This window comes from Idiomarina aquatica (assembly GCF_004362895.1).
Lineage (GTDB): Bacteria > Pseudomonadota > Gammaproteobacteria > Enterobacterales > Alteromonadaceae > Idiomarina.
Window position 1 is genome coordinate 39,943 of the sequence record NZ_SNXI01000016.1, and the last position, 18,924, is coordinate 58,866.

At 50.7% G+C, this 18,924-nt stretch carries 21 protein-coding genes; 14 read left to right on the plus strand and 7 right to left on the minus strand.

Annotated features, from left to right (window positions below; genetic code table 11):
* Nucleotides 1-13 precede the first annotated feature (13 nt).
* From DEU29_RS10860 to DEU29_RS10920, 14 genes are all read left to right on the plus strand, one after another.
* Entirely contained in the window at nt 14-1,300 is a 1,287-nt protein-coding gene (locus DEU29_RS10860; protein WP_243734572.1) for a tetratricopeptide repeat protein, read from the plus strand.
* 415 nt (nt 1,301-1,715) lie between these two features.
* Nucleotides 1,716-1,937: a hypothetical protein gene (locus tag DEU29_RS10865; protein ID WP_133540378.1), complete on the plus strand. Its 222-nt coding sequence runs from the start codon at nt 1,716-1,718 to the stop codon at nt 1,935-1,937.
* Nucleotide 1,938: 1 nt separating this feature from the next.
* Nucleotides 1,939-3,207, plus strand: coding sequence for a group II intron reverse transcriptase/maturase (gene ltrA, locus DEU29_RS10870; protein WP_208107635.1), 1,269 nt, complete (start codon nt 1,939-1,941; stop codon nt 3,205-3,207).
* A gap of 141 nt (nt 3,208-3,348) precedes the next feature.
* A complete protein-coding gene (locus DEU29_RS14195; protein ID WP_279513248.1) occupies nt 3,349-3,471 on the plus strand; it encodes a hypothetical protein in 123 nt (40 codons plus the stop codon).
* 51 nt (nt 3,472-3,522) lie between these two features.
* Nucleotides 3,523-3,900, plus strand: a complete 378-nt coding sequence (locus tag DEU29_RS10875; protein WP_133540379.1) for a response regulator — start codon at nt 3,523-3,525, stop codon at nt 3,898-3,900.
* Nucleotides 3,901-3,903: 3 nt separating this feature from the next.
* On the plus strand, nt 3,904-4,434 hold the full coding sequence (locus DEU29_RS10880; RefSeq protein ID WP_133540380.1) for an adenine phosphoribosyltransferase: 531 nt from the start codon (nt 3,904-3,906) through the stop codon (nt 4,432-4,434).
* A gap of 22 nt (nt 4,435-4,456) precedes the next feature.
* Entirely contained in the window at nt 4,457-6,346 is a 1,890-nt protein-coding gene (gene dnaX / locus DEU29_RS10885; protein WP_133540381.1) for a DNA polymerase III subunit gamma/tau, read from the plus strand.
* Nucleotides 6,347-6,358: 12 nt separating this feature from the next.
* Nucleotides 6,359-6,685 (plus strand): YbaB/EbfC family nucleoid-associated protein, encoded by a 327-nt coding sequence (locus DEU29_RS10890; RefSeq protein WP_133540382.1) that lies wholly within the window; start codon nt 6,359-6,361, stop codon nt 6,683-6,685.
* Nucleotides 6,686-6,708: 23 nt separating this feature from the next.
* A complete protein-coding gene (gene recR, locus DEU29_RS10895) occupies nt 6,709-7,320 on the plus strand; it encodes a recombination mediator RecR (RefSeq protein WP_133540383.1) in 612 nt (203 codons plus the stop codon).
* Between the two features lie 87 nt (nt 7,321-7,407).
* Nucleotides 7,408-9,321 (plus strand): molecular chaperone HtpG, encoded by a 1,914-nt coding sequence (gene htpG / locus DEU29_RS10900; protein WP_133540384.1) that lies wholly within the window; start codon nt 7,408-7,410, stop codon nt 9,319-9,321.
* 116 nt (nt 9,322-9,437) lie between these two features.
* The gene (adk, locus tag DEU29_RS10905) at nt 9,438-10,085 is read left to right on the plus strand and encodes an adenylate kinase (RefSeq protein WP_133540385.1); all 648 of its coding nucleotides are present in this window, start codon (nt 9,438-9,440) and stop codon (nt 10,083-10,085) included.
* An 86-nt stretch (nt 10,086-10,171) separates the two neighbouring features.
* The gene (locus DEU29_RS10910; protein WP_133540386.1) at nt 10,172-10,576 is read left to right on the plus strand and encodes an MAPEG family protein; all 405 of its coding nucleotides are present in this window, start codon (nt 10,172-10,174) and stop codon (nt 10,574-10,576) included.
* Between the two features lie 9 nt (nt 10,577-10,585).
* Nucleotides 10,586-11,371, plus strand: coding sequence for an alpha/beta fold hydrolase (locus tag DEU29_RS10915; RefSeq protein WP_133540387.1), 786 nt, complete (start codon nt 10,586-10,588; stop codon nt 11,369-11,371).
* A gap of 13 nt (nt 11,372-11,384) precedes the next feature.
* Nucleotides 11,385-12,761, plus strand: a complete 1,377-nt coding sequence (locus tag DEU29_RS10920) for an MATE family efflux transporter (protein WP_133540388.1) — start codon at nt 11,385-11,387, stop codon at nt 12,759-12,761.
* Here DEU29_RS10920 and hisIE read toward each other — a convergent pair.
* From hisIE to hisD, 7 genes are read right to left on the minus strand one after another with little or no spacing between them, the layout of a single operon-like run.
* Nucleotides 12,758-13,366, minus strand: coding sequence for a bifunctional phosphoribosyl-AMP cyclohydrolase/phosphoribosyl-ATP diphosphatase HisIE (gene hisIE / locus DEU29_RS10925; RefSeq protein WP_133540389.1), 609 nt, complete (start codon nt 13,364-13,366; stop codon nt 12,758-12,760). The two genes, DEU29_RS10920 and hisIE, sit on opposite strands and share 4 nt — an antisense overlap.
* A gap of 9 nt (nt 13,367-13,375) precedes the next feature.
* Nucleotides 13,376-14,161, minus strand: coding sequence for an imidazole glycerol phosphate synthase subunit HisF (gene hisF / locus DEU29_RS10930; RefSeq protein ID WP_133540390.1), 786 nt, complete (start codon nt 14,159-14,161; stop codon nt 13,376-13,378).
* Nucleotides 14,143-14,880: a 1-(5-phosphoribosyl)-5-[(5-phosphoribosylamino)methylideneamino]imidazole-4-carboxamide isomerase gene (gene hisA, locus DEU29_RS10935; RefSeq protein ID WP_133540391.1), complete on the minus strand. Its 738-nt coding sequence runs from the start codon at nt 14,878-14,880 to the stop codon at nt 14,143-14,145. Before hisA ends, hisF begins: the two co-directional genes overlap by 19 nt.
* The gene (gene hisH, locus DEU29_RS10940) at nt 14,874-15,467 is read right to left on the minus strand and encodes an imidazole glycerol phosphate synthase subunit HisH (protein ID WP_133540392.1); all 594 of its coding nucleotides are present in this window, start codon (nt 15,465-15,467) and stop codon (nt 14,874-14,876) included. The genes hisA and hisH overlap by 7 nt, the downstream gene beginning before the upstream one ends.
* Nucleotides 15,464-16,540 (minus strand): bifunctional histidinol-phosphatase/imidazoleglycerol-phosphate dehydratase HisB, encoded by a 1,077-nt coding sequence (gene hisB / locus DEU29_RS10945; protein WP_133540393.1) that lies wholly within the window; start codon nt 16,538-16,540, stop codon nt 15,464-15,466. Before hisB ends, hisH begins: the two co-directional genes overlap by 4 nt.
* On the minus strand, nt 16,537-17,610 hold the full coding sequence (gene hisC / locus DEU29_RS10950; RefSeq protein WP_133540394.1) for a histidinol-phosphate transaminase: 1,074 nt from the start codon (nt 17,608-17,610) through the stop codon (nt 16,537-16,539). The genes hisB and hisC overlap by 4 nt, the downstream gene beginning before the upstream one ends.
* Nucleotides 17,607-18,920 (minus strand): histidinol dehydrogenase, encoded by a 1,314-nt coding sequence (hisD, locus tag DEU29_RS10955; RefSeq protein ID WP_133540395.1) that lies wholly within the window; start codon nt 18,918-18,920, stop codon nt 17,607-17,609. The genes hisC and hisD overlap by 4 nt, the downstream gene beginning before the upstream one ends.
* Nucleotides 18,921-18,924 lie beyond the last annotated feature (4 nt).

The window sequence follows — 18,924 nt, forward strand, 5'->3', positions numbered from 1 at the left end:
AATGAAAGCAGCAATGAAGACATTTGTTAGTGCCCTTGCCTTTGCATCAGTGCTTGCGACCACATCGGTCGCGGCACAGGATTTGGGATTGAACATCCCAAGCAAAGAAACCGTAGCTGCTCAAAAGGAAAGCCGTAAAAACCAAGCTGCAGGTCAAAGTACCGGGCGTGCGATTATGGATGCTTTTGAGCTATACGAGCAAGAGCAACTTCAGGAAGCGATTACGATTCTTGAAGAAGAGTATCCGGATCTTGATCAAGGTACCTATGACCGCGCTTATATGGGGCGTTTTTTAGGAACCTTGTATGCGCAAGATGAGCAGATCGAACGTGCATTGGATATCCTCAAAAGCTCAGCCGACCAAGATGTTCTGGGTTGGAATGACCAAGCCGCGGTATTGAAGCTGGTAGGTCAGTTGGCGTTGCAGGAAGAACAATATGACATGTCGATTAACTACTTGTCGCGCTGGCTTGAGTTCACCGGTGATCTTGATCCACAGGTTCTGACTTTTGTCGCTAATGCGTATTACCAGAAGAAAGAGTTCGCTCAGGTTGTTCCCTTTGCGCGCGCTGCTCTGAATAATGCGGAAGAAGCGGATAAGAATATCTACACATTGCTGATGGCGTCTTACTACGAACGTAAGATGTATCCACAAGCAATTGAGGTATTGGAAGAAGGTATTAACCTACTGCCGGAAGTCACTTCATGGTGGCCACAACTTGCGCAGTTCTACATGATTGAAGAGAACTTCGATAAATCATTGGCAACCATGGAAACTGCTTATTTGGCGGGTTACCTGGATAAAGAAAACCAATACAAAATGTTGGTTCAACTTTATGACAATGCAGGTATTCCTTACCGTGCAGCGATCACTATGGCGAAGCACATCGATGAGGGTGATATCGAAGCAACTGCAAAAAACTTTGCAACCGTTGCTAATAGTTATCACCGCGCTAAAGAATTCGATGAAGCGACTGATTGGTACCTTCGTGCAGCTGAAGCGACAGACGATGCTGATGACAAAGGCGAGTATTACCGCAAACGTGGTAACTTGCTAATGTTAGCAGAGCGCTACGCTGATGCCGTGCAGCCTTTGCGTAATGCACTGGACTACCTGGAAGGCGATGATGAAGGCCGTGTCTACATGTCGCTGGCGGAAGCTTACTTCTATAGTGAACAGTACCCGGAAGCTCTTCGTGCGGTAAACCGTGCTGCAGAGTTTGACGGTCAACGTCGCAGTGCTCGCAGTTGGCGTGGGTATATCCAGTCAACAGCAGAACGTCGGGGCGTTAGCCTGTAACTTAAGCGCAGTTTCGACTCGCAAAAAGCCCTGCCTTTGAGCAGGGTTTTTTATTGGTGCGCCGGGCATGGCGCGTAGCGCCCTGATGGGAGCTGTTTCTGTACAGGTGGTGCTGGCAGAATGACTTGGAGGTGTGAGTCCTCTGTGAGCCCGGTAAGGGGAATCACTAGCTGAACCGCAAGGGTGTCCATCGCGAGGTGGAATCTGAAGGAAGCGGAAAGCAAAACACTGGCCTGACGAACAGAAACTGCATACGAGGCGGCCATAGTGGGTGAGGTAGCCATTACTGCTAAAGCCCAATACTTACACGGAAACTATGGACGTAGATGCGGCAGGCATAAGTGTGAAGGTCACGCGTATTACCCCGGGAGGTCTGTGACTCTGCCTAAGGCTACTGATGCTGTGAAGTATCAGGATGGAGGCACAGAAGTCAGCCGATGCCGTAGTAGGTTGGTCACCGCCAACCGAAGGGCTGAACATAGGTTATGGTTTGGATCCTGCTGATTCGATGATGTTACTTACCACAGCAAGAGCAAATGTTCACCTGAGCCAAAACGTGGAGCCAGTAGCTTGCGCGGGACGCTCAGGTTGTGCCGTACGTCAGGGCATCAGCGGGAAACACTCTGAACGGGGCTGACATGGACTTAATGTCAGCGATACTTGAACGGTCAAATATGCTGCAAGCCTACCATCGAGTGCGCCGGAATAAAGGCGCGCCCGGGGTAGATGGTGTGACCACAGACGAGCTGAAAGGTTATCTGCAACAACACTGGCAGCCTATTAAACAACAACTGCTGGATGGAAGCTATCAACCTCAACCGGTGCGCAAGGTAGAGATACCTAAGCCCGGCGGCGGCACAAGGATGCTGGGCATTCCCTGTGTGATAGACCGGCTTATCCAGCAGGCAATGCACCAGGTGTTGAGCGAGAAGTTCGAGCCGATGTTCTCACCGCATAGCTACGGCTTCAGGCCGGGCAAAAGCGCCGTGCAAGCGGTGCATCAAGCCCGGGATTATATGGAGTCGGGTAAACGCTGGGTGGTCGACATTGATATGGCGAATTTCTTTGACCGGGTGAACCACGATATTTTAATGTCGCGCATCGCCCGGATTATCAAGGACAAAGCCGTGCTCAAACTGATACGCCAGTACCTGCAAGCGGGCATCATGGACAACGGAGTCGTGATAGCACGAACGGAAGGTACACCGCAGGGTGGGCCGCTCTCGCCGTTGCTATCGAATATCCTGCTCCATGAGCTGGACATGGAGCTGACCCGGCGAGGTCATAGCTTCTGCCGCTACGCGGATGACTGCAACATCTATGTGAGCAGTGAGCGCGCAGCGCACAGAGTGCTGGCCTCAACAACGAAGTTCCTTGAACAGCGCCTGAAGCTTCAAGTCAATCGAGAAAAGAGTGCTGCCGACAGGCCATGGAAGCGCAGCTTCCTTGGCTATACGGTATGCAGCCGGAAATACAACATCCGGCTGAAAGTGACTGACAAAAGCGTGAAACGCTTTAAAGGCAACATCAAGGCGCTACTTCGAATGGCCAGAGGTTGGAATATCCGTAAAACGATAAACAAACTCACGCCCAAACTGCGTGGCTGGATAAATTACTTTTGTCACGCGACCGCTAAAGGTATCTTTAACGAACTGGATGGTTGGCTTCGCCGCCATCTGCGAAAGATACTGTGGCGACAATGGAAGCGAGGTCTAACCCGTGCACGGATGTTGATGCGCTTCGGTATTACTGAGAAACGAGCAGTACTGAGCACCACCAATGGGCGCGGCCCATGGTGGAACTCGGGTGCTTCGCACATGAATCAGGCCGTACCGAAGAAGTTGTTTGATAAACTGGGCCTGATATCGCTGATGGACAGTTACCATCAGTTCAAATATAACCTATGAACCGCCGTGGTACGGAACCGTACGCCCGGTGGTGTGAGAGGACGGAGGCCTAGAGGCCTCCTCCTACTCGATTCACCGATATTTGTGAATTTACGGTTTCTGGAGTATGATCTGCGCCGACTTTAAACAGAGGGATGTATTATGGCTGCTGAAAATTACAAAGAGCCAGCGGGTTTTAAGTACCTGCTAGCGGGCTTAATTCTGTTTGTAGGCGTTAGTTGTCTGCCGCTGGTTCTGCGGATTGTACAGTTCTTTTCTGCCTAGTAGCAGAATAATTAGCGCCAGGATTGGCGAACAATAAAGGTGAAGATTAGTATGTCCGTCTCTCTACTCGTGGTCGAGGATAAAGAGCGAACTCGTCAGCAATTAGAAGCTGAAATTAACCCACTAAATTTTAATCTAACCTTTGCCCGGGATGGGCTTGATGGCTTAAGTAAAGCGAAATCCAGCGCCTTTGATATGGTTTTGATTGACCACAAAATGCCGCTTATGGATGGTCTTACGCTGTTGAAAAACTTGCGTGACTTACCCGTGTATAAGGATGCACCGGTATTCTTTATGACCACCCAGGATCTGATTGAGGTCGAGCCGCAAGCGTTAAAGGCTGGTGCGACGCAGTGCTTTAGTAAGCCGCTAGATGGTGAACAAGTGCGGAAAACTCTTCTTGCCAATATAAAGCGTTCGGTTGCCTAGGTTATGATGACGGTTGAGCAGATTAAAGCGACCATAGCGTCGATACCTGACTACCCGAAACCGGGTATCACTTTTAGAGATATTACCCCTTTGCTACAGGATGGCGATGCATTTGCTGCTAGCATAGAGTATTTCGCTGAGCGTTATCGCGGTAGTCAAATTACCCAAATAGCTGCAATTGAGGCGCGTGGTTTTATTTTTGGCGCGGCACTGGCAAAAGCATTGAACTGTGGTTTAACGTTACTTCGCAAACCGGGCAAACTGCCGGGCGAAGTCCTTAGTCAGCGTTACCAGTTAGAATACGGGTCCGATGAACTGCAAATTCGGGCTGATAGCTTGGATAAAAACGATCACGTGGTGATTATTGATGACTTGCTGGCTACCGGAGGAACCGTGGCGGCAGCGGTGCAGCTAATTGAGCAAACCCAGGCATCTATCCAGGAAGCAGCGTTTTTGGTTACCTTAGATGAATTACCGGGTGAACAAAAATTGCAGCAACAAGGGGTAGCATGCTATACCTTGTGTCGTTTTTAATGGCTAGGTAGGTTTCGACATCATGAGTTATCAGGTACTGGCACGAAAGTGGCGCCCGGCGCAATTCAACCAAGTTGTTGGCCAGACTCATGTGCTTGAACCTTTACGCCATGCCCTCGAAAATGACCGTCTGCATCACGCGTATTTATTTACCGGAACCCGCGGTGTCGGTAAAACCACCATCGCTCGCATTCTGGCCAAAGCACTGAACTGCCAACAGGGCGTTACCTCGACACCTTGTGGTGAATGTGAAAGTTGCCTGCAAATTGACCAGGGACGCTTTGTCGATTTACTGGAAATTGACGCGGCATCGCGCACCAAAGTCGAAGACACCCGGGAACTGTTAGATAATGTCCAGTATCGGCCAACGCAGGGGCGCTTCAAAGTTTATTTGATTGACGAAGTGCACATGTTATCCCGGCATAGTTTTAATGCGCTGTTAAAGACGCTGGAAGAGCCGCCGGAGCATGTTAAATTCCTACTGGCCACTACCGATCCGCAAAAATTGCCAATCACAGTCGTTTCCCGCTGTTTGCAGTTTAATTTAAGGGCACTGACCAGCGATCTCATCAGTGGTCAACTTGAACACGTTTTAAGCGCCGAAACCGTTCCGTATGATGCCAGGGCATTACCGTTATTAGCCCGTGCAGCGAGGGGCAGCATGCGTGATGCGCTGAGTCTTACCGATCAGGCGATAGCGCAGGGGCGTGGCCAGGTTCAGCTGGAAAGCGTGCAGCAGATGCTGGGTAACTTGCCCGTCGCTGACGTGCAGAAACTGTTGCAACACATTGTCGCAAATGATGCTAACGGCGCATTTGAGCAGCTAGAAAAAATGACTGCGTTATTGCCGGATATCAGTGTCGTTCTGACTGAATTACAAGCCTTATTACACCGTTTGGCGTTAGTTCAGCAGTTACCTGAACTAGCCAACCATGAGGAACAGTCCGCCGGCTTTAATACATTGGTACAACAAGTTCCGGCAGAGGTGGTTCAACTCTATTATCAGATCGTACTGGAAGGGCGAAAAGAGCTTCCGTACAGTGTTGACGACCGTAGCGGCGTAGAAATGACATTGTTGCGATTACTTGCATTTCGACCGACCGAGGGCTTGAATGTTGAACCATCAGCAGACTTTGCTGCCGAGCCTACCTCATTACCAGAGCCTGTCACTAAGCCAGCGACCGCAATCGAGCCCGCGGCGGAACCAGAGCCTCAGCCGCAGCCGCAGCCGCAGCCAGAATCACAGCCAGAACTCGAACCTGGACCTGAACCCGAACCAGCGCCGCAGGCGTCAGATAATTCAGGCCTGGATGATTTGCTTAAAACGCGGGAGCAATTGTTGCAGCAGAGCAACGACACATCGACTAGCCCGGCACCGGCAGGCGAAAAAAAAAACACCAATGAGCCATCAGCAGACGACAGTTCGCCAGATACCAAATTAACTCCTGCAACAGCCCCGGGTAACCGCGAAAAGCCCGGGAAAATGCCTGAAGCCGGCGCCGAGCTGACGCCGGATATTCGCCGCGCAGAACAGCTCGATGAATGGGCGGCGCTTATTGTCGCGACCGAAGTCACCGGTTTAGCACGGCAGTTACTGTTAAATTCTAACCTGGAAAAGATTGCTGATAATCATTGGCGAGTTGTTGTCGCGCCTGATCAACAGAGTTTATTGAGTGCTGCGACCGAGCAGACGGTTCGCGATGCACTGACTGAGGTGTTATCCAGCAATGGAAATTTTGAGTTTACGGTTGAAGAACCCCGGGTGCCGACCCCATTAATGATCCAACAACGGATTGATGCGTATCAGCATCAACTCGCGGTAGAATGGATACATCAGAACCAAGCCGTTGCGGAGCTAAAACAACGCTTCGCGGCGGAGATAGACGACGCATCAATAACAGCGGTTTACTAAGAGGAAATTACAATGTTTAAAGGTGGTATGGGTAATATGATGAAGCAGGCGCAGCAAATGCAGGAGCGCATGCAACAAGCCCAGGAAGAAATCGCTAACATGGAAGTCACCGGTGAAGCGGGCGCAGGGTTAGTTAAGATAACTATGTTGGGCAACCATAATGTTAAGCGGGTCTCAATTGATCCAAGCTTGATGGATGACGATCAGGAAATGCTGGAAGACTTAATCGCTGCAGCAACCAATGATGCGGTCCGTCGCGTTGAAGAAACCAGTAAAGAAAAAATGGGTGATGTTACCGGCGGTATGGGATTACCACCGGGTTTTAAAATGCCATTTTAATCGCACACGGGGTGGAGTAATACATGGCACAGGGTTTAAGTCCTGCAATTGACGCGCTTGTTGATGACCTGAAGAGGTTACCGGGCGTTGGCCAGAAAACTGCGCAGCGGATGGCCTTTTACTTGCTGGAACGCGACCGACAAGGCGCGCTGGCCTTATCCGCTAGCCTGCAGCAGGCAGCTGACCGTGTAGGTCATTGTCAGCAATGCCGAACCTTAACCGAGGAAGCTCTGTGCCGGATTTGTGCTAACCCCGCACGACGTGAGAGCGGGGTTGTCTGTATTGTCGAAACTCCTGCCGATGTATTAGCTATTGAGCAGACATCACAGTTTAAAGGGCGCTACTTTGTATTAATGGGGCACCTGTCTCCGCTCGATGGTATCGGTCCTGCAGATATCGGTCTGGATGAGCTTGAACTGCAACTCAAGCAAGGTCCGGTTGAAGAAATTATCCTGGCTACCAACCCTACCGTAGAAGGCGACGCTACGGCCCATTACATTGCCGATATTGCCGAACAGTTGGGTATAAACACCACGCGTATTGCTCACGGTGTTCCGGTGGGTGGTGAGCTGGGCTACGTGGATCAGACAACACTTGGCCATGCGTTTAGCGGGCGCAAACAATTTTCTCGATAAATCAGCACAGGTAAGTGCTTGAAATTCTCCTATCGATCCCCATTTCTTAAGCATATTGGGTGAAATGAATGATAGGAGAACATCACTATGGCGGAAGCCGGTCAAACTGAAAAGCATGGATTTCAGACAGAAGTAAAGCAACTGCTGCACTTGATGATCCACTCGCTTTATTCTAATAAAGAAATCTTTTTACGGGAACTGGTCTCTAACGCCTCAGATGCGGCAGATAAGCTGCGTTTTAAAGCGTTAAGCGACAACTCGCTGTATGGCGATGACAGCGAATTGCATGTGCGCGTCTCGGTTGATAAAGAAGCCCGTACTATCACCATTAGTGACAACGGTATCGGTATGACCCGTGACGAAGTCATGAATAACCTGGGTACTATCGCTAAATCCGGCACCGCTGAATTTTTCGGCCAACTTTCTGGTGATCAGGCTAAAGACAGCCAGCTAATCGGTCAGTTTGGCGTGGGCTTTTATTCAGCCTTTATCGTTGCCGAAGAAGTGACAGTGCGTACTCGTTCAGCGCTGGAAAAAGGCAGTGTTGGGGTACAATGGCACTCAAAAGGTGACGGCGAATTTGAGTTAGGCGAGACCGAGAAAGCCCGTCGTGGTACCGATATCATCCTGACGTTAAAAGAAGGTGAGGATGAATTTTTAGATGACTTCCGCCTGCGCGGTATCATCAATAAGTACTCTGAGCACTTAAGTATTCCGGTACAAATGTGGAAAGAACCGGTCCCTGAACAAGAAAACGAAGACGGTGAAAAGACACCGGCAGAACCGGGCCAATGGGAAACCGTTAACTCGGGCAAAGCGTTATGGACGCGCGATAAAGCTGACATCAGCGATGACGAATACAAGGAGTTTTACAAGACGGTTGCTCACGATTTTGATGATCCGCTGTTGTGGAGCCACAATAAAGTCGAAGGTACTACTGAGTATACCAGCCTGTTGTACATCCCTAAGCGTGCGCCATGGGATCTGTGGAATCGTGAACAGCAACACGGTGTAAAACTGTACGTAAAACGCGTCTTTATTATGGATGATGCGGAACAGTTAATGCCGACTTACCTGCGTTTTGTAAAAGGTTTAATCGACACCAACGACTTGCCACTTAACGTGTCGCGGGAAATTCTGCAGGACAATAAAGTGACCCGCGCGATGCGCAACGGTAGCACCAAGAAAGTGTTGCAGATGCTGAAAAAACTGGCCAAAGATGACAGCGAGCAGTATCAGCAATTCTGGGATACTTTCGGTAACGTCCTAAAAGAAGGTCCGGCTGAAGATAGCGGCAACCGTGAGCGAATTGCTGAATTGTTGCGGTTTGCTTCAACCCATGGCGATTCTTCTGCGCAGACAGTCAGCCTGGATGATTATCTTGAGCGCATGAAGGAAGGCCAGGACAAGATTTACTATATTGTTGCGGATAGCTACGAAGCAGCGAAAAACAACCCGGCGCTGGAAATATTCCGTAAAAAAGGCGTTGAAGTGCTGCTGTTGTCAGATCGCATCGACGAATGGTTAATGAGTCATTTAACTGAGTTTAAAGAAAAACAACTTCAGTCTGTGACCCGCGGCGACCTGGACTTGGGTGAGCTTGATGACGAACAAGACAAACAAGAGCAGGAAAAAGCCGAAGAGGCGTTTAAAGATCAGCTTAAACGGTTCGAAACTGCCTTAGGCGATAAAGTTAAAAAGGTGCGTGTAACACACCGCTTAACCGATTCGCCAGCGTGTATTATTACTGATGAACACGATATGAGCACGCAAATGGCTAAGCTGATGGAAGCAGCGGGTCAGCAGGTGCCCGAAACCAAATACATCTTAGAGGTTAATCCAAGTCATCCTTTAGTCGTAAAAGTGACTGAAAAAGACGACGATGTATTTAAGCAGTGGGCAGAGGTTCTGCTCGACCAGGCAACCCTTGCGGAACGCGGTAGCCTTAAGGATCCCGCGTCATTTGTCAGTAAGCTAAACCGCTTGATGCTGGACGCTTAAACATACTGACACCGTGGCAGTTCGGACCACTGCCACGGCCCTTCTGGCTTGTAAAAACGCCCTCATCGGGGTAAAGTTCCGAACAAACTTTTTCAAATTAAACAATGAGGCTGTATATGCGCATCATTTTGCTAGGCGCTCCCGGAGCAGGGAAGGGAACACAAGCTCAGTTTTTGATGAATACTTTTGGTATTCCGCAGATCTCTACCGGCGACATGTTGCGGTCGGCAATCAAGTCAGGATCTGAACTGGGTAAAAAAGCTAAACAGGTTATGGATGCAGGTCAGCTGGTATCTGATGAAATCATCATCGAGCTGGTTAAAGAACGGATTGCTGAACCTGATTGCCAAAATGGCTTTTTACTGGATGGCTTCCCTCGCACTATTCCACAAGCAGATGCGATGCGTGAACATGGTATCGAGGTTGATCACGTACTGGAATTTGACGTGCCGGATGATGTTATCGTTAAGCGCATGAGTGGTCGTCGTGTACATCCCGGCTCCGGCCGTGTTTATCACGTTGAGCACAACCCGCCGCAGCAAGAAGGTAAGGATGACGAAACCGGTGAAGAGCTGGTTATCCGTCCTGATGATCAGGAACAAACCGTACGCAAGCGTTTAGCGGTTTATCATGAGCAAACTGAGCCACTGGTAGAGTACTATCAAAAACTGGCTCAAGAGACCGATACTGAGTATCATAAGATCGATGGTACGAAGCCAGTTGAACAAGTTAGCCAGGAACTCGGCAGCTTGTTGAAGCAATAGTCGAGTTAATGCATACTCCATTGCGATTGAGGCTCACCCTTTGGTGAGCCTTTTTCATTCTAACAATAATAACTCTAGGATAATTTATGGCTCCTTCGTTAACTTATACCGGATTGTACGCAGCGTTACTGACGCTACTCTATATTATTCTGGCGGTACGAATTATTCGCTTACGCTGGAAGTACCGTGTAGGAATAGGTTCAGGCGAAGCCGAGGAATTAAAGGCGGCGGTGCGCGTTCACGGTAACTTTATTGAGTATGTACCACTGGCACTTATCCTGCTAGGTATCATCGAATTCAGCGGTGTTGGCGTCGTTTGGGTGCATGTTATCGGTATCGCGTTGTTGATTGCGCGCATTGCACATGCCATTGGTTTAACTTTATCGGTTGGGGTGTCGCTGCCGCGGTCAATCGGTGTATTAGGTACTTTTGCGGTGTTACTGCTGGCTGCTGGGATCTTACTGGGCCGGTTTATCGCAACCCTGGTATAGGAGTCGATAATGAAGGAAGTCACTGCCGGTTGTTACTTTATCGCCGCTGAAGCGGCTGAGGCCGATACCGTGGTACTGCTGCACAGTTCGCAAAGTGCCAGCTCGCAATGGCGGCAGCTAATGCAGCAGCTGCAGGGTAAGGTGAATCTGTTGGCCGTGGATTTACTCGGCTACGGTAATGCGCCACAACCTGAGGCTAGCGCACATTTTCGTTTGGCTACAGAGGTGCCGCGCGTGCAGCAGGCGCTGCAGGCGGCTAATATTCAAACACCGGTGATAGTCGTGGGTCATTCCTATGGCGGTGCGTTAGCATTAAAACTGGCGACCGAAGGGGCGATTGCTGTCAGTAAACTGGCACTATACGAACCGGTATCCTTTCATGTTTTGCCGGACGATTCGCCAGGCATGCAGGAGATTAGAACCGTCAGTGATGCCATGCATGGCAAGGATGCAACCGAATGTACACGCACCTTTGTTGATTACTGGAATCAGCCGGGTTACTTCGACGCACTGCCGGCAAAAATTCAGGGCCTGATGGTAAGGCAGGCGGCAAAAGTTGCATTAGACTTTGACGCCTTGTTAAATGAACCATTGAGCTTGAAAGACTACGCGCGTTTGCAGCAGCCGTTATTATTGATGACCGGAGAATTTACCCGGCGCAGCGCTCAGGCGGTAGTGCGGTCGTTAACGACAGTGCTGACTAACGCGACTGTTAAGCAAGTGCCAGCGGGACACATGGGACCATTAACTCACCCTGCCGAAGTTAACCCGTTAATCATTGATTTTATTCAGTAAGTGACCATTAAAAATGACACGCCGCACTACCGAGATCGTTAAACTAAGTCGCTTGACCGGCCCCATCCTTATCGCGCAATTAACGCAAATGTTAATGAGCGTAGTTGATACCGTGATGGCGGGCCGAAAAGGCGCGATCGACCTGGCATCGGTGTCTGTCGGTGGCAGTATATTTGTGCCAATGACGCTATTGATCTTTGGTTTAGCGCTGGCGTTAGCGCCCATTATCTCTCACTTCGATGGTGCCGGGCGTCATCGGCGTATCGCCAACATGCTGCAACAAGGGTTTTATGCTTGCGCCATGATTGGCGTGGTCACATTACTGTTGATGAGTGGCTCGCCGTACATACTCGATATGATGGAAGTCGAGCCACAGTTTCGGGAAACGACCCTGGAGTACTTATTTTATATCGCCTGGGGCATTCCGGCATTCGTACTTTACGCGGTATTAAGGAACTTCTGTGAGGGACTTTCCAACACCATGCCATCGCTGGTGATTGGTTTCGTCGGGCTGATGATCAATATTCCGGCGAATTACATTTTTATCTATGGCCATTTTGGCGCGCCGGAACTTGGCGGCGCCGGTTGCGGGCTTGCGTCTGCGTTAGTTTTCTGGGGTATGGCGATTGCTATGGCAGTTTATGTGTTTACTGCTAAACGCTACAAAAAACTGCGCTTACTTAGACGCTGGTATCCGCCTAACTTTGATGACGTCACCTATATCAGTCGGCTGGGTTTTCCGATATCGATGTCGTTGTTCTTTGAAGTTAGTTTATTTGCCGCTGTTGCGCTATTGATTGCGCCATTGGGACCAACGGTGGTCTCCGCTCACCAAATTGCCCTGAATATTTCGTCGCTGGTGTATATGGTGCCGTTAAGTATTGCCATGGCCGTCACGCTACGAGTCGGTTTTGCCTTAGGCGCGGGCGACCCTAAAAACGCGATGCTGAGCTTTAAAATGGCGATGTGGATTGGGGGTGTCTTTGCCGCGGTCAATGGCTTAATCATGTGGTTAGGCGGGCAATGGCTGGCCAGCTTATATACTCCAAATCGCGAGATCATTGAGCTGGCGGGCACGTTGATGGGGCTAGCCGCTATTTTCACCTTATCAGACACCTTCCAGGTGGTCGCAATGGGTACTCTGCGCGGCTATAAAGATACCAAGTATCCGATGTTGATGGCATTTGTTTCGTATTGGCCATTCGGCCTGACTGTAGGCTATGTATTAGGGCGTACCGACTTAGTGGTGCCGGCGATGGGCGCCGCGGGCTTCTGGATAGGCTTTATTAGTGGTTTGTCGGTGGCGGCGGTACTGCTGACGATACGCTTACGCTATATCGCCAGCCATTATGAACGGCGTCAGTTTCAGCAACAGCTGAACGAAAGTTAACCCTGACGCTGTTGCAATACCTTAAGCACCGCTTCCAGGTCTGTGTCTGAGGCTTGCAGAACCACCAGCAAGTGATACAGCAGGTCGGCACTTTCGTTATGCAGTTCGTCGATATCCTTAACCGCAGCTGCGAGTGCGACTTCGACGCCTTCTTCGCCGACTTTCTGGGCAGCCCGTTTAACGCCGGCATTAAAGAGCTTGGCTGTGTAACTGCTCTGCGGATCAGCGTCTTTACGTGACGCTATCACGTTATTCAGCTGCTGCAACAAGGGCGCCGGTGCATCAGCAAAGCAGCTGCGGGTGCCTAAATGGCATGTCGGGCCGTTGGGCAGGGCAGTAACTAACAAGGCATCAAGGTCACAATCGCTGTATATCCCCTGAAGCTGCAGCGTGTTGCCCGAACTCTCGCCTTTGGTCCACAGACGCTGCTTGCTGCGGCTATAAAAGATAACGCATTGCTGCTGCAGAGTTTCTGATACCGCATCCGCTGACATGTAGCCCAGCATCAGAACTTCGCCGGTTAACGCGTGCTGCACCGTGCAGGGAAGCAAACCATCCATTTTGTCCCAGGCCAACTGGGAAATCGTCTCTCGAGTAACTTGCATTCAATTTCCTTAAAATGATTCAATCGGTCGAATCGCTATACCCTTGTCGCTCAGCGTTTGCTTAAGGTCAGCCATGGCGATGATGTTTTTGTGAAATACCGAAGCGGCCAGCGCACCGTCCACGTTTGCCTGCTTAAACACGTCAACGAAGTGCGCAATTGAGCCGGCACCGCCGGAGGCAATCAATGGCACATTACAATGCGCTCGGATAGCGGCGAGTTGCTCGACGTCATAGCCCTGGCGCACACCGTCTTGATTCATGCAGTTTAAAACGATTTCGCCGGCGCCGCGCTGCACCACTTCGTTGACCCAATCTTTGGTTTGCCAGGCCGAACGCCGGGATTTAGTCTCGTCGCCGGTAAATTGATGCACCTCGTATTCACCGCTTTGCTCATTGTAAAAACTGTCGACGCCAATCACCACACACTGTTGGCCAAACTCATCGACCAGCTCATTGATTAAGTCCGGGTTCATCAGTGCCGGCGAATTAATCGATATTTTATCAGCGCCCATAGAAAGCAATGTTTGTGCATGCTCGATACTTTTTATGCCACCGGCTACGGTGAAGGGAATATCAATTTCGCGTGCAACACGTTCAACCCAGGACTTATCTACGGTGCGGCCATCGGCCGAGGCCGTAATGTCATAAAAAACCAATTCGTCGGCACCAATTTCGGCATAGCGGCGCGCCAGTGGCTGAATATCACCAATAATCTCGTGGTTGCGAAACTTGACGCCTTTAACTACTTGGCCATCACGTACGTCAAGGCAGGGAATTATGCGTTTTGCCAGCATTTGATGGCCTCCGCTAACTCAAATTGTCCGGTAAGTAAGGATTTGCCCAAAATGACGGAATCGCAATTAACCTGCTTTAAGTCAATTAAGTCCTGCAGATTACTAACACCACCTGACGCTTGCCATTGTATATTCGGGTAGAGTGCTTTGTAGCGTTGGTAAAGTTCGACATTGGTGCCGGTGAGTGTACCGTCTTTGCTTATATCGGTGCACAACACGTGGCGACAGCCAACCTCCAGATAGCGGTTGAGAACATCATCCAGGGTCAGTGAACTACTTTCCTGCCAGCCGTGCGTGGCCACCATAGCGCGGCCATCATCAGCGATATTTACGTCTAATGCCAGCACGATGGCATCGGTGCCGTATTCTGCAAACCAGTGCCGAACCAGGTCGGCGTTATTGACTGCAGTAGAGCCAATAACAACACGTTCAATACCCGCTGCAAATAAATCGTCGAGGTCTTGCTGGGTACGGATACCACCACCCGCCTGGCAGCGCAGGCCGGATTCCTGGGTTATCCGCTTTAGCAATGCCTGCTGACGTTTATCCGGGTTTTTGGCACCATCTAAGTCGACTAAATGTAACCACTCTGCGCCGGCCGCTTGATAGCTTTGAGCCTGCGCTAGGGGATCCAGCGGATACTCGGTTTTTTGATTAAAATCGCCTTGATACAGTCGCACCACGCGACCATCAATCAGATCCAATGCCGGAATTAACATGTGCCTGACTCCAAAAATCGTTTAAGTATTGCACGGCCCGCTGCGCCTGAGCGTTCGGGGTGAAATTGCGCGCCGATAAAATTGTCTTTTTTAATCATCGCAGCAAAGCTGTCACCGTAGCGGCAGCGGGCGATAGTAAATTCGTCTTCGGCAACCGCGTAACTGTGCACGAAATAGCAAAAGGGTGACTCATCGTTGTTGACCAACGGGTTGTCGTTGCCTGGCTCTATGGTATTCCAGCCCATGTGCGGCAACGGCAACTCGCCAACCTGCATACGCTTAGTTTGCGCGGGAATTACACCAAGGCAATCAACATCGCCTTCCTCGGAGTGCGACGTCATCAGCTGCATACCCAGACAGATACCCAGCACCGGCTGAGTCAATTCGCGTAACGGCTGTACCAGTTGTTTGCGCTGCAAATTACGCATAGCTGCGGCGGCGGTGCCAACGCCGGGCAAAATCACCCGTTCAGCGGCTTGTATCTCGGCAATATCATCGGTGATCACCGGTTCGATACCTAAGCGCTCAAAGGCAAAACGAACCGAGGTCAAATTGGCACACTCAGTATCGACAATGACTAGCTTCATGCCAGCATCCCCTTACTGGACGGTAACTGGTCATCGCCGGTACGGGCAATTGCCTGACGCAAAGCCCGGCCGAACACTTTAAACAGACTTTCGACCTGATGGTGGCTGTTACCCTCTGTAGTTGACAGGTGCAGGCTCATCGCCATGGCGTCGGTCAGCGAGCGGAAAAAGTGCTCGACCATTTCAGTGGATAGTTCGCCGACTTTATCCCGACTGAAGTCCGCTTCCCATTTAAGGTAAGGACGGCCCGATAAATCGATCAAGCACTCGGCACGGCATTCATCCATGGGCAGGGCAAAACCAAACCGACCGATACCGCGTTTATCACCCAACGCCTGACGCAAGGCCTGACCTAATGCCAGGGCCGTATCTTCCACCGTGTGGTGGTCGTCAATGTGAAGGTCACCGGTTACTTCAACTCGCATGGCAAAACCGGCATGGGTGGCAATTTGTTCCAGCATATGATCAAAAAAACCAATGCCGGTGGCAAATTTATGCGGGCCTGAGGCATCTAAATCAACGCTAATGTTAATATCGGTTTCGCGCGTTGTGCGAGTAACCTGAGCCGTACGAGGGCGGCTAATTAACTGACGCGTAATCGCATCCCAGTTAAGGTTTTCGCGGTCATAACGCAGTCCCTGAATACCCATTGCTTCGGCCAACTGCATGTCGGTTTCGCGATCGCCAATGACATAGCTATCGGTAAAATCAATTAATCCCTGTTGTAGATAGTCTTTGACCAGGCCGAGTTTAGGCTTGCGACAGCTACAGTTGTCTTGTTCGAAGTGTGGGCAAATCAACTGTTCTTTAAAGCGCACGCCTTGTGACTCAAAAACAGCCATCATCAGTTGGTGAGGCCCGTCAAAATCTTGCTGCGGAAAGCTATCGGTGCCCAGGCCGTCCTGATTACTGATCAAAACCAACTGGTAACCGGCTTGTTGTAATTTTAATAAAGCCGGGATCACGGCAGGCTCGAAGACCAGCTTATCGAAACGATCTAATTGCTTATCGACAGGCGGTTCTTCGACTAAGGTGCCGTCGCGGTCAATAAATAGCCAGCGTTGTTGGGTCATTGTGATACTCCAGCAAAGAATGATTGTAGTGCGGTGATCAGTGCGTCATTTTGTTCGGTATCACCGACACTGATGCGTACGCAGTTGGGTAAGTTACGTTGGGCCGACTGGTTGCGAATAAGAATGCCTTGCTCACTTAATTGCTTAATTAGGGCGTCGGCCTGTTCGGTGGCATATAACAGAAAATTGGTATCGCTGTTAGCAATAGGCGTTAGTGGCAACTCGGCAAGTGCGGTGGTTAAGCGGGTGCGTTGCTCAAGCAATTGCTGTACCTGGCCTCGCATGCGCTCTAAACCTGAGCTGCTCAATGCCTGGGTGGCAACCTGTACCGTCAAATCAGGCAATGGATAAGGCGCTAAAACCTTTTTCAGCACGCTGATAATATCGGTGTTGGCAAGCGCAAATCCGCAGCGGACTCCTGCCAGCGCAAACGCTTTGGATAGCGTGCGTAACACCACCAGGTTGGCAAAATCATTCAGCCAGCTGCTGACGCTGCTATCTGGACAGAACTCAATATAGGCTTCATCAACCACGATGAGAGTGTCGGGACAGGCAGTCAATACCGCCTTGATATCGTCAGCATTGAGCCGATTACCTAAGGGGTTAGACGGTGAGCATAAAAACACCAGTTTTGCCTTACCCGCGGCCGCAATGACGTTATCAAGGTCAAGTTGCCAATCGTCGGTGCGTAACGGAACTTGGTCCACCTGCGCGCCGTGGGTTTGTGCTGAGATCGCATACATCCCGTACGTGGGGGGACAAATGACAATGCGGTCCGTCGCCGGCTCACAAAAAGCGCGAATTAACAGCTCAATAGCTTCGTCCGAGCCACGACAACTCATGACCTGTTCAATATCAACGTTGGCATAGTCAGCATAAGCATGATTAAGCGCTGTCGACTGGAATGACGGATAACGATTAAGCTGACTCGAGTCGATCGCATATTCATTACTATAGGGCGACTCGTTTGCGTTTAGCCACACGGTACCGCCACTCATACTGCGACGAGCGGACGCGTAGGGAACCAGTTCTGCCAAGTGTTGGCGTTGCAATTTCTCGGCTATGCTCATTGCACGTCCTCCGTGCGAATGGTAACAGCGCGTTTGTGCGCATCCAGACCTTCAAGTTCCGCTAAGGTGGTAATGGCATCAGCTAACTGCTTAAGCCCGTCGGCGGTTGCTTCTTGTACCGTATAACGACGATAAAAGTCGGTCAGCCCCAGACTGCTGTAGTTGCGCGCATAACCGTAAGTGGGCAGCACGTGATTAGTGCCGGTTGCATAGTCACCACCGGATTCGGGCGTGTAATGGCCGACAAATATAGAGCCCGCGCGGGTCAATTGTGGCAATGCATCGCGGGCGTTATCAAACTGCAGGGATAAATGTTCCGGCGCATAGCGCTCGGATACATCAAGTGCCTGCATTAAGTCAGTGGTTACCAGCAAACGACTGTTAGCGAGCGCTTGTGCGGCGATGTCTTTGCGTGAAAGCTGCGCGCATTGCGCAAGTAATTGCTCGCGCACTCGTTCAGCCATGTTGGCCGATGGCGTCAGTAAGATCACTTGGGAATCTGCGCCATGTTCAGCTTGAGATAACAAGTCGGCAGCTACAAACGCAGGGTTCGCCGTGTCATCGGCAATAACCAGCAGTTCTGATGGGCCCGCAGGCATATCAATGGCAACAGCCGAATCATCCTGGCTGACCTGTAATTTTGCTTCGGTAACGAAGGCATTGCCGGGGCCGAATATTTTATCGACCGGCGCAACAGATTCGGTGCCGTAGGCGAGTGCGGCAATAGCTTGTGCGCCACCGCATAGAATAATGTCATCAATTTCACATAGCTCGGCGACGTAGGCAATGGCAGCCGGAATCGAACCATCTTTGGCCGGCGGTGTGGCCAGAACTTTGCGGCTACAACCGGCGAGCTGGGCAGGTACGCCTAACATTAAAGCCGTCGATGGCAGCGTAGCGGTGCCGCCGGGGATGTAAAGGCCCACGGACTTTAGTGGCGCGTAACGAGATTCACAAACCACCCCAGTCGCGGTCTCTACCATCAAGTCCTGCGGTGTTTGCGCCGCATGAAAACGGGTAATGGTGGCGTAGGCGGTATCAATCGCCTGTTTCACCTTGGGCTGAAGCTGTTCGATAAGCTCGGCACGTTGTTGTGAGCTTAGTGCCAGCGACTGCGCCGCCGGGTAATCAAACTGTTGCGTTAACCGAATAACCGCGTCATCGCCCTGATTTCGAACCTGCGACAATATATCGGTGACAATGCTTTTTAGCTCAGCTGACCGACTTTGTTGTGGTCGGGCTAGCTGTTGTCGCTGCTCGCTTTCACTCAGCTCATTCCAGCGTTGAACCTTAATGTCTAACGTCGACATTATC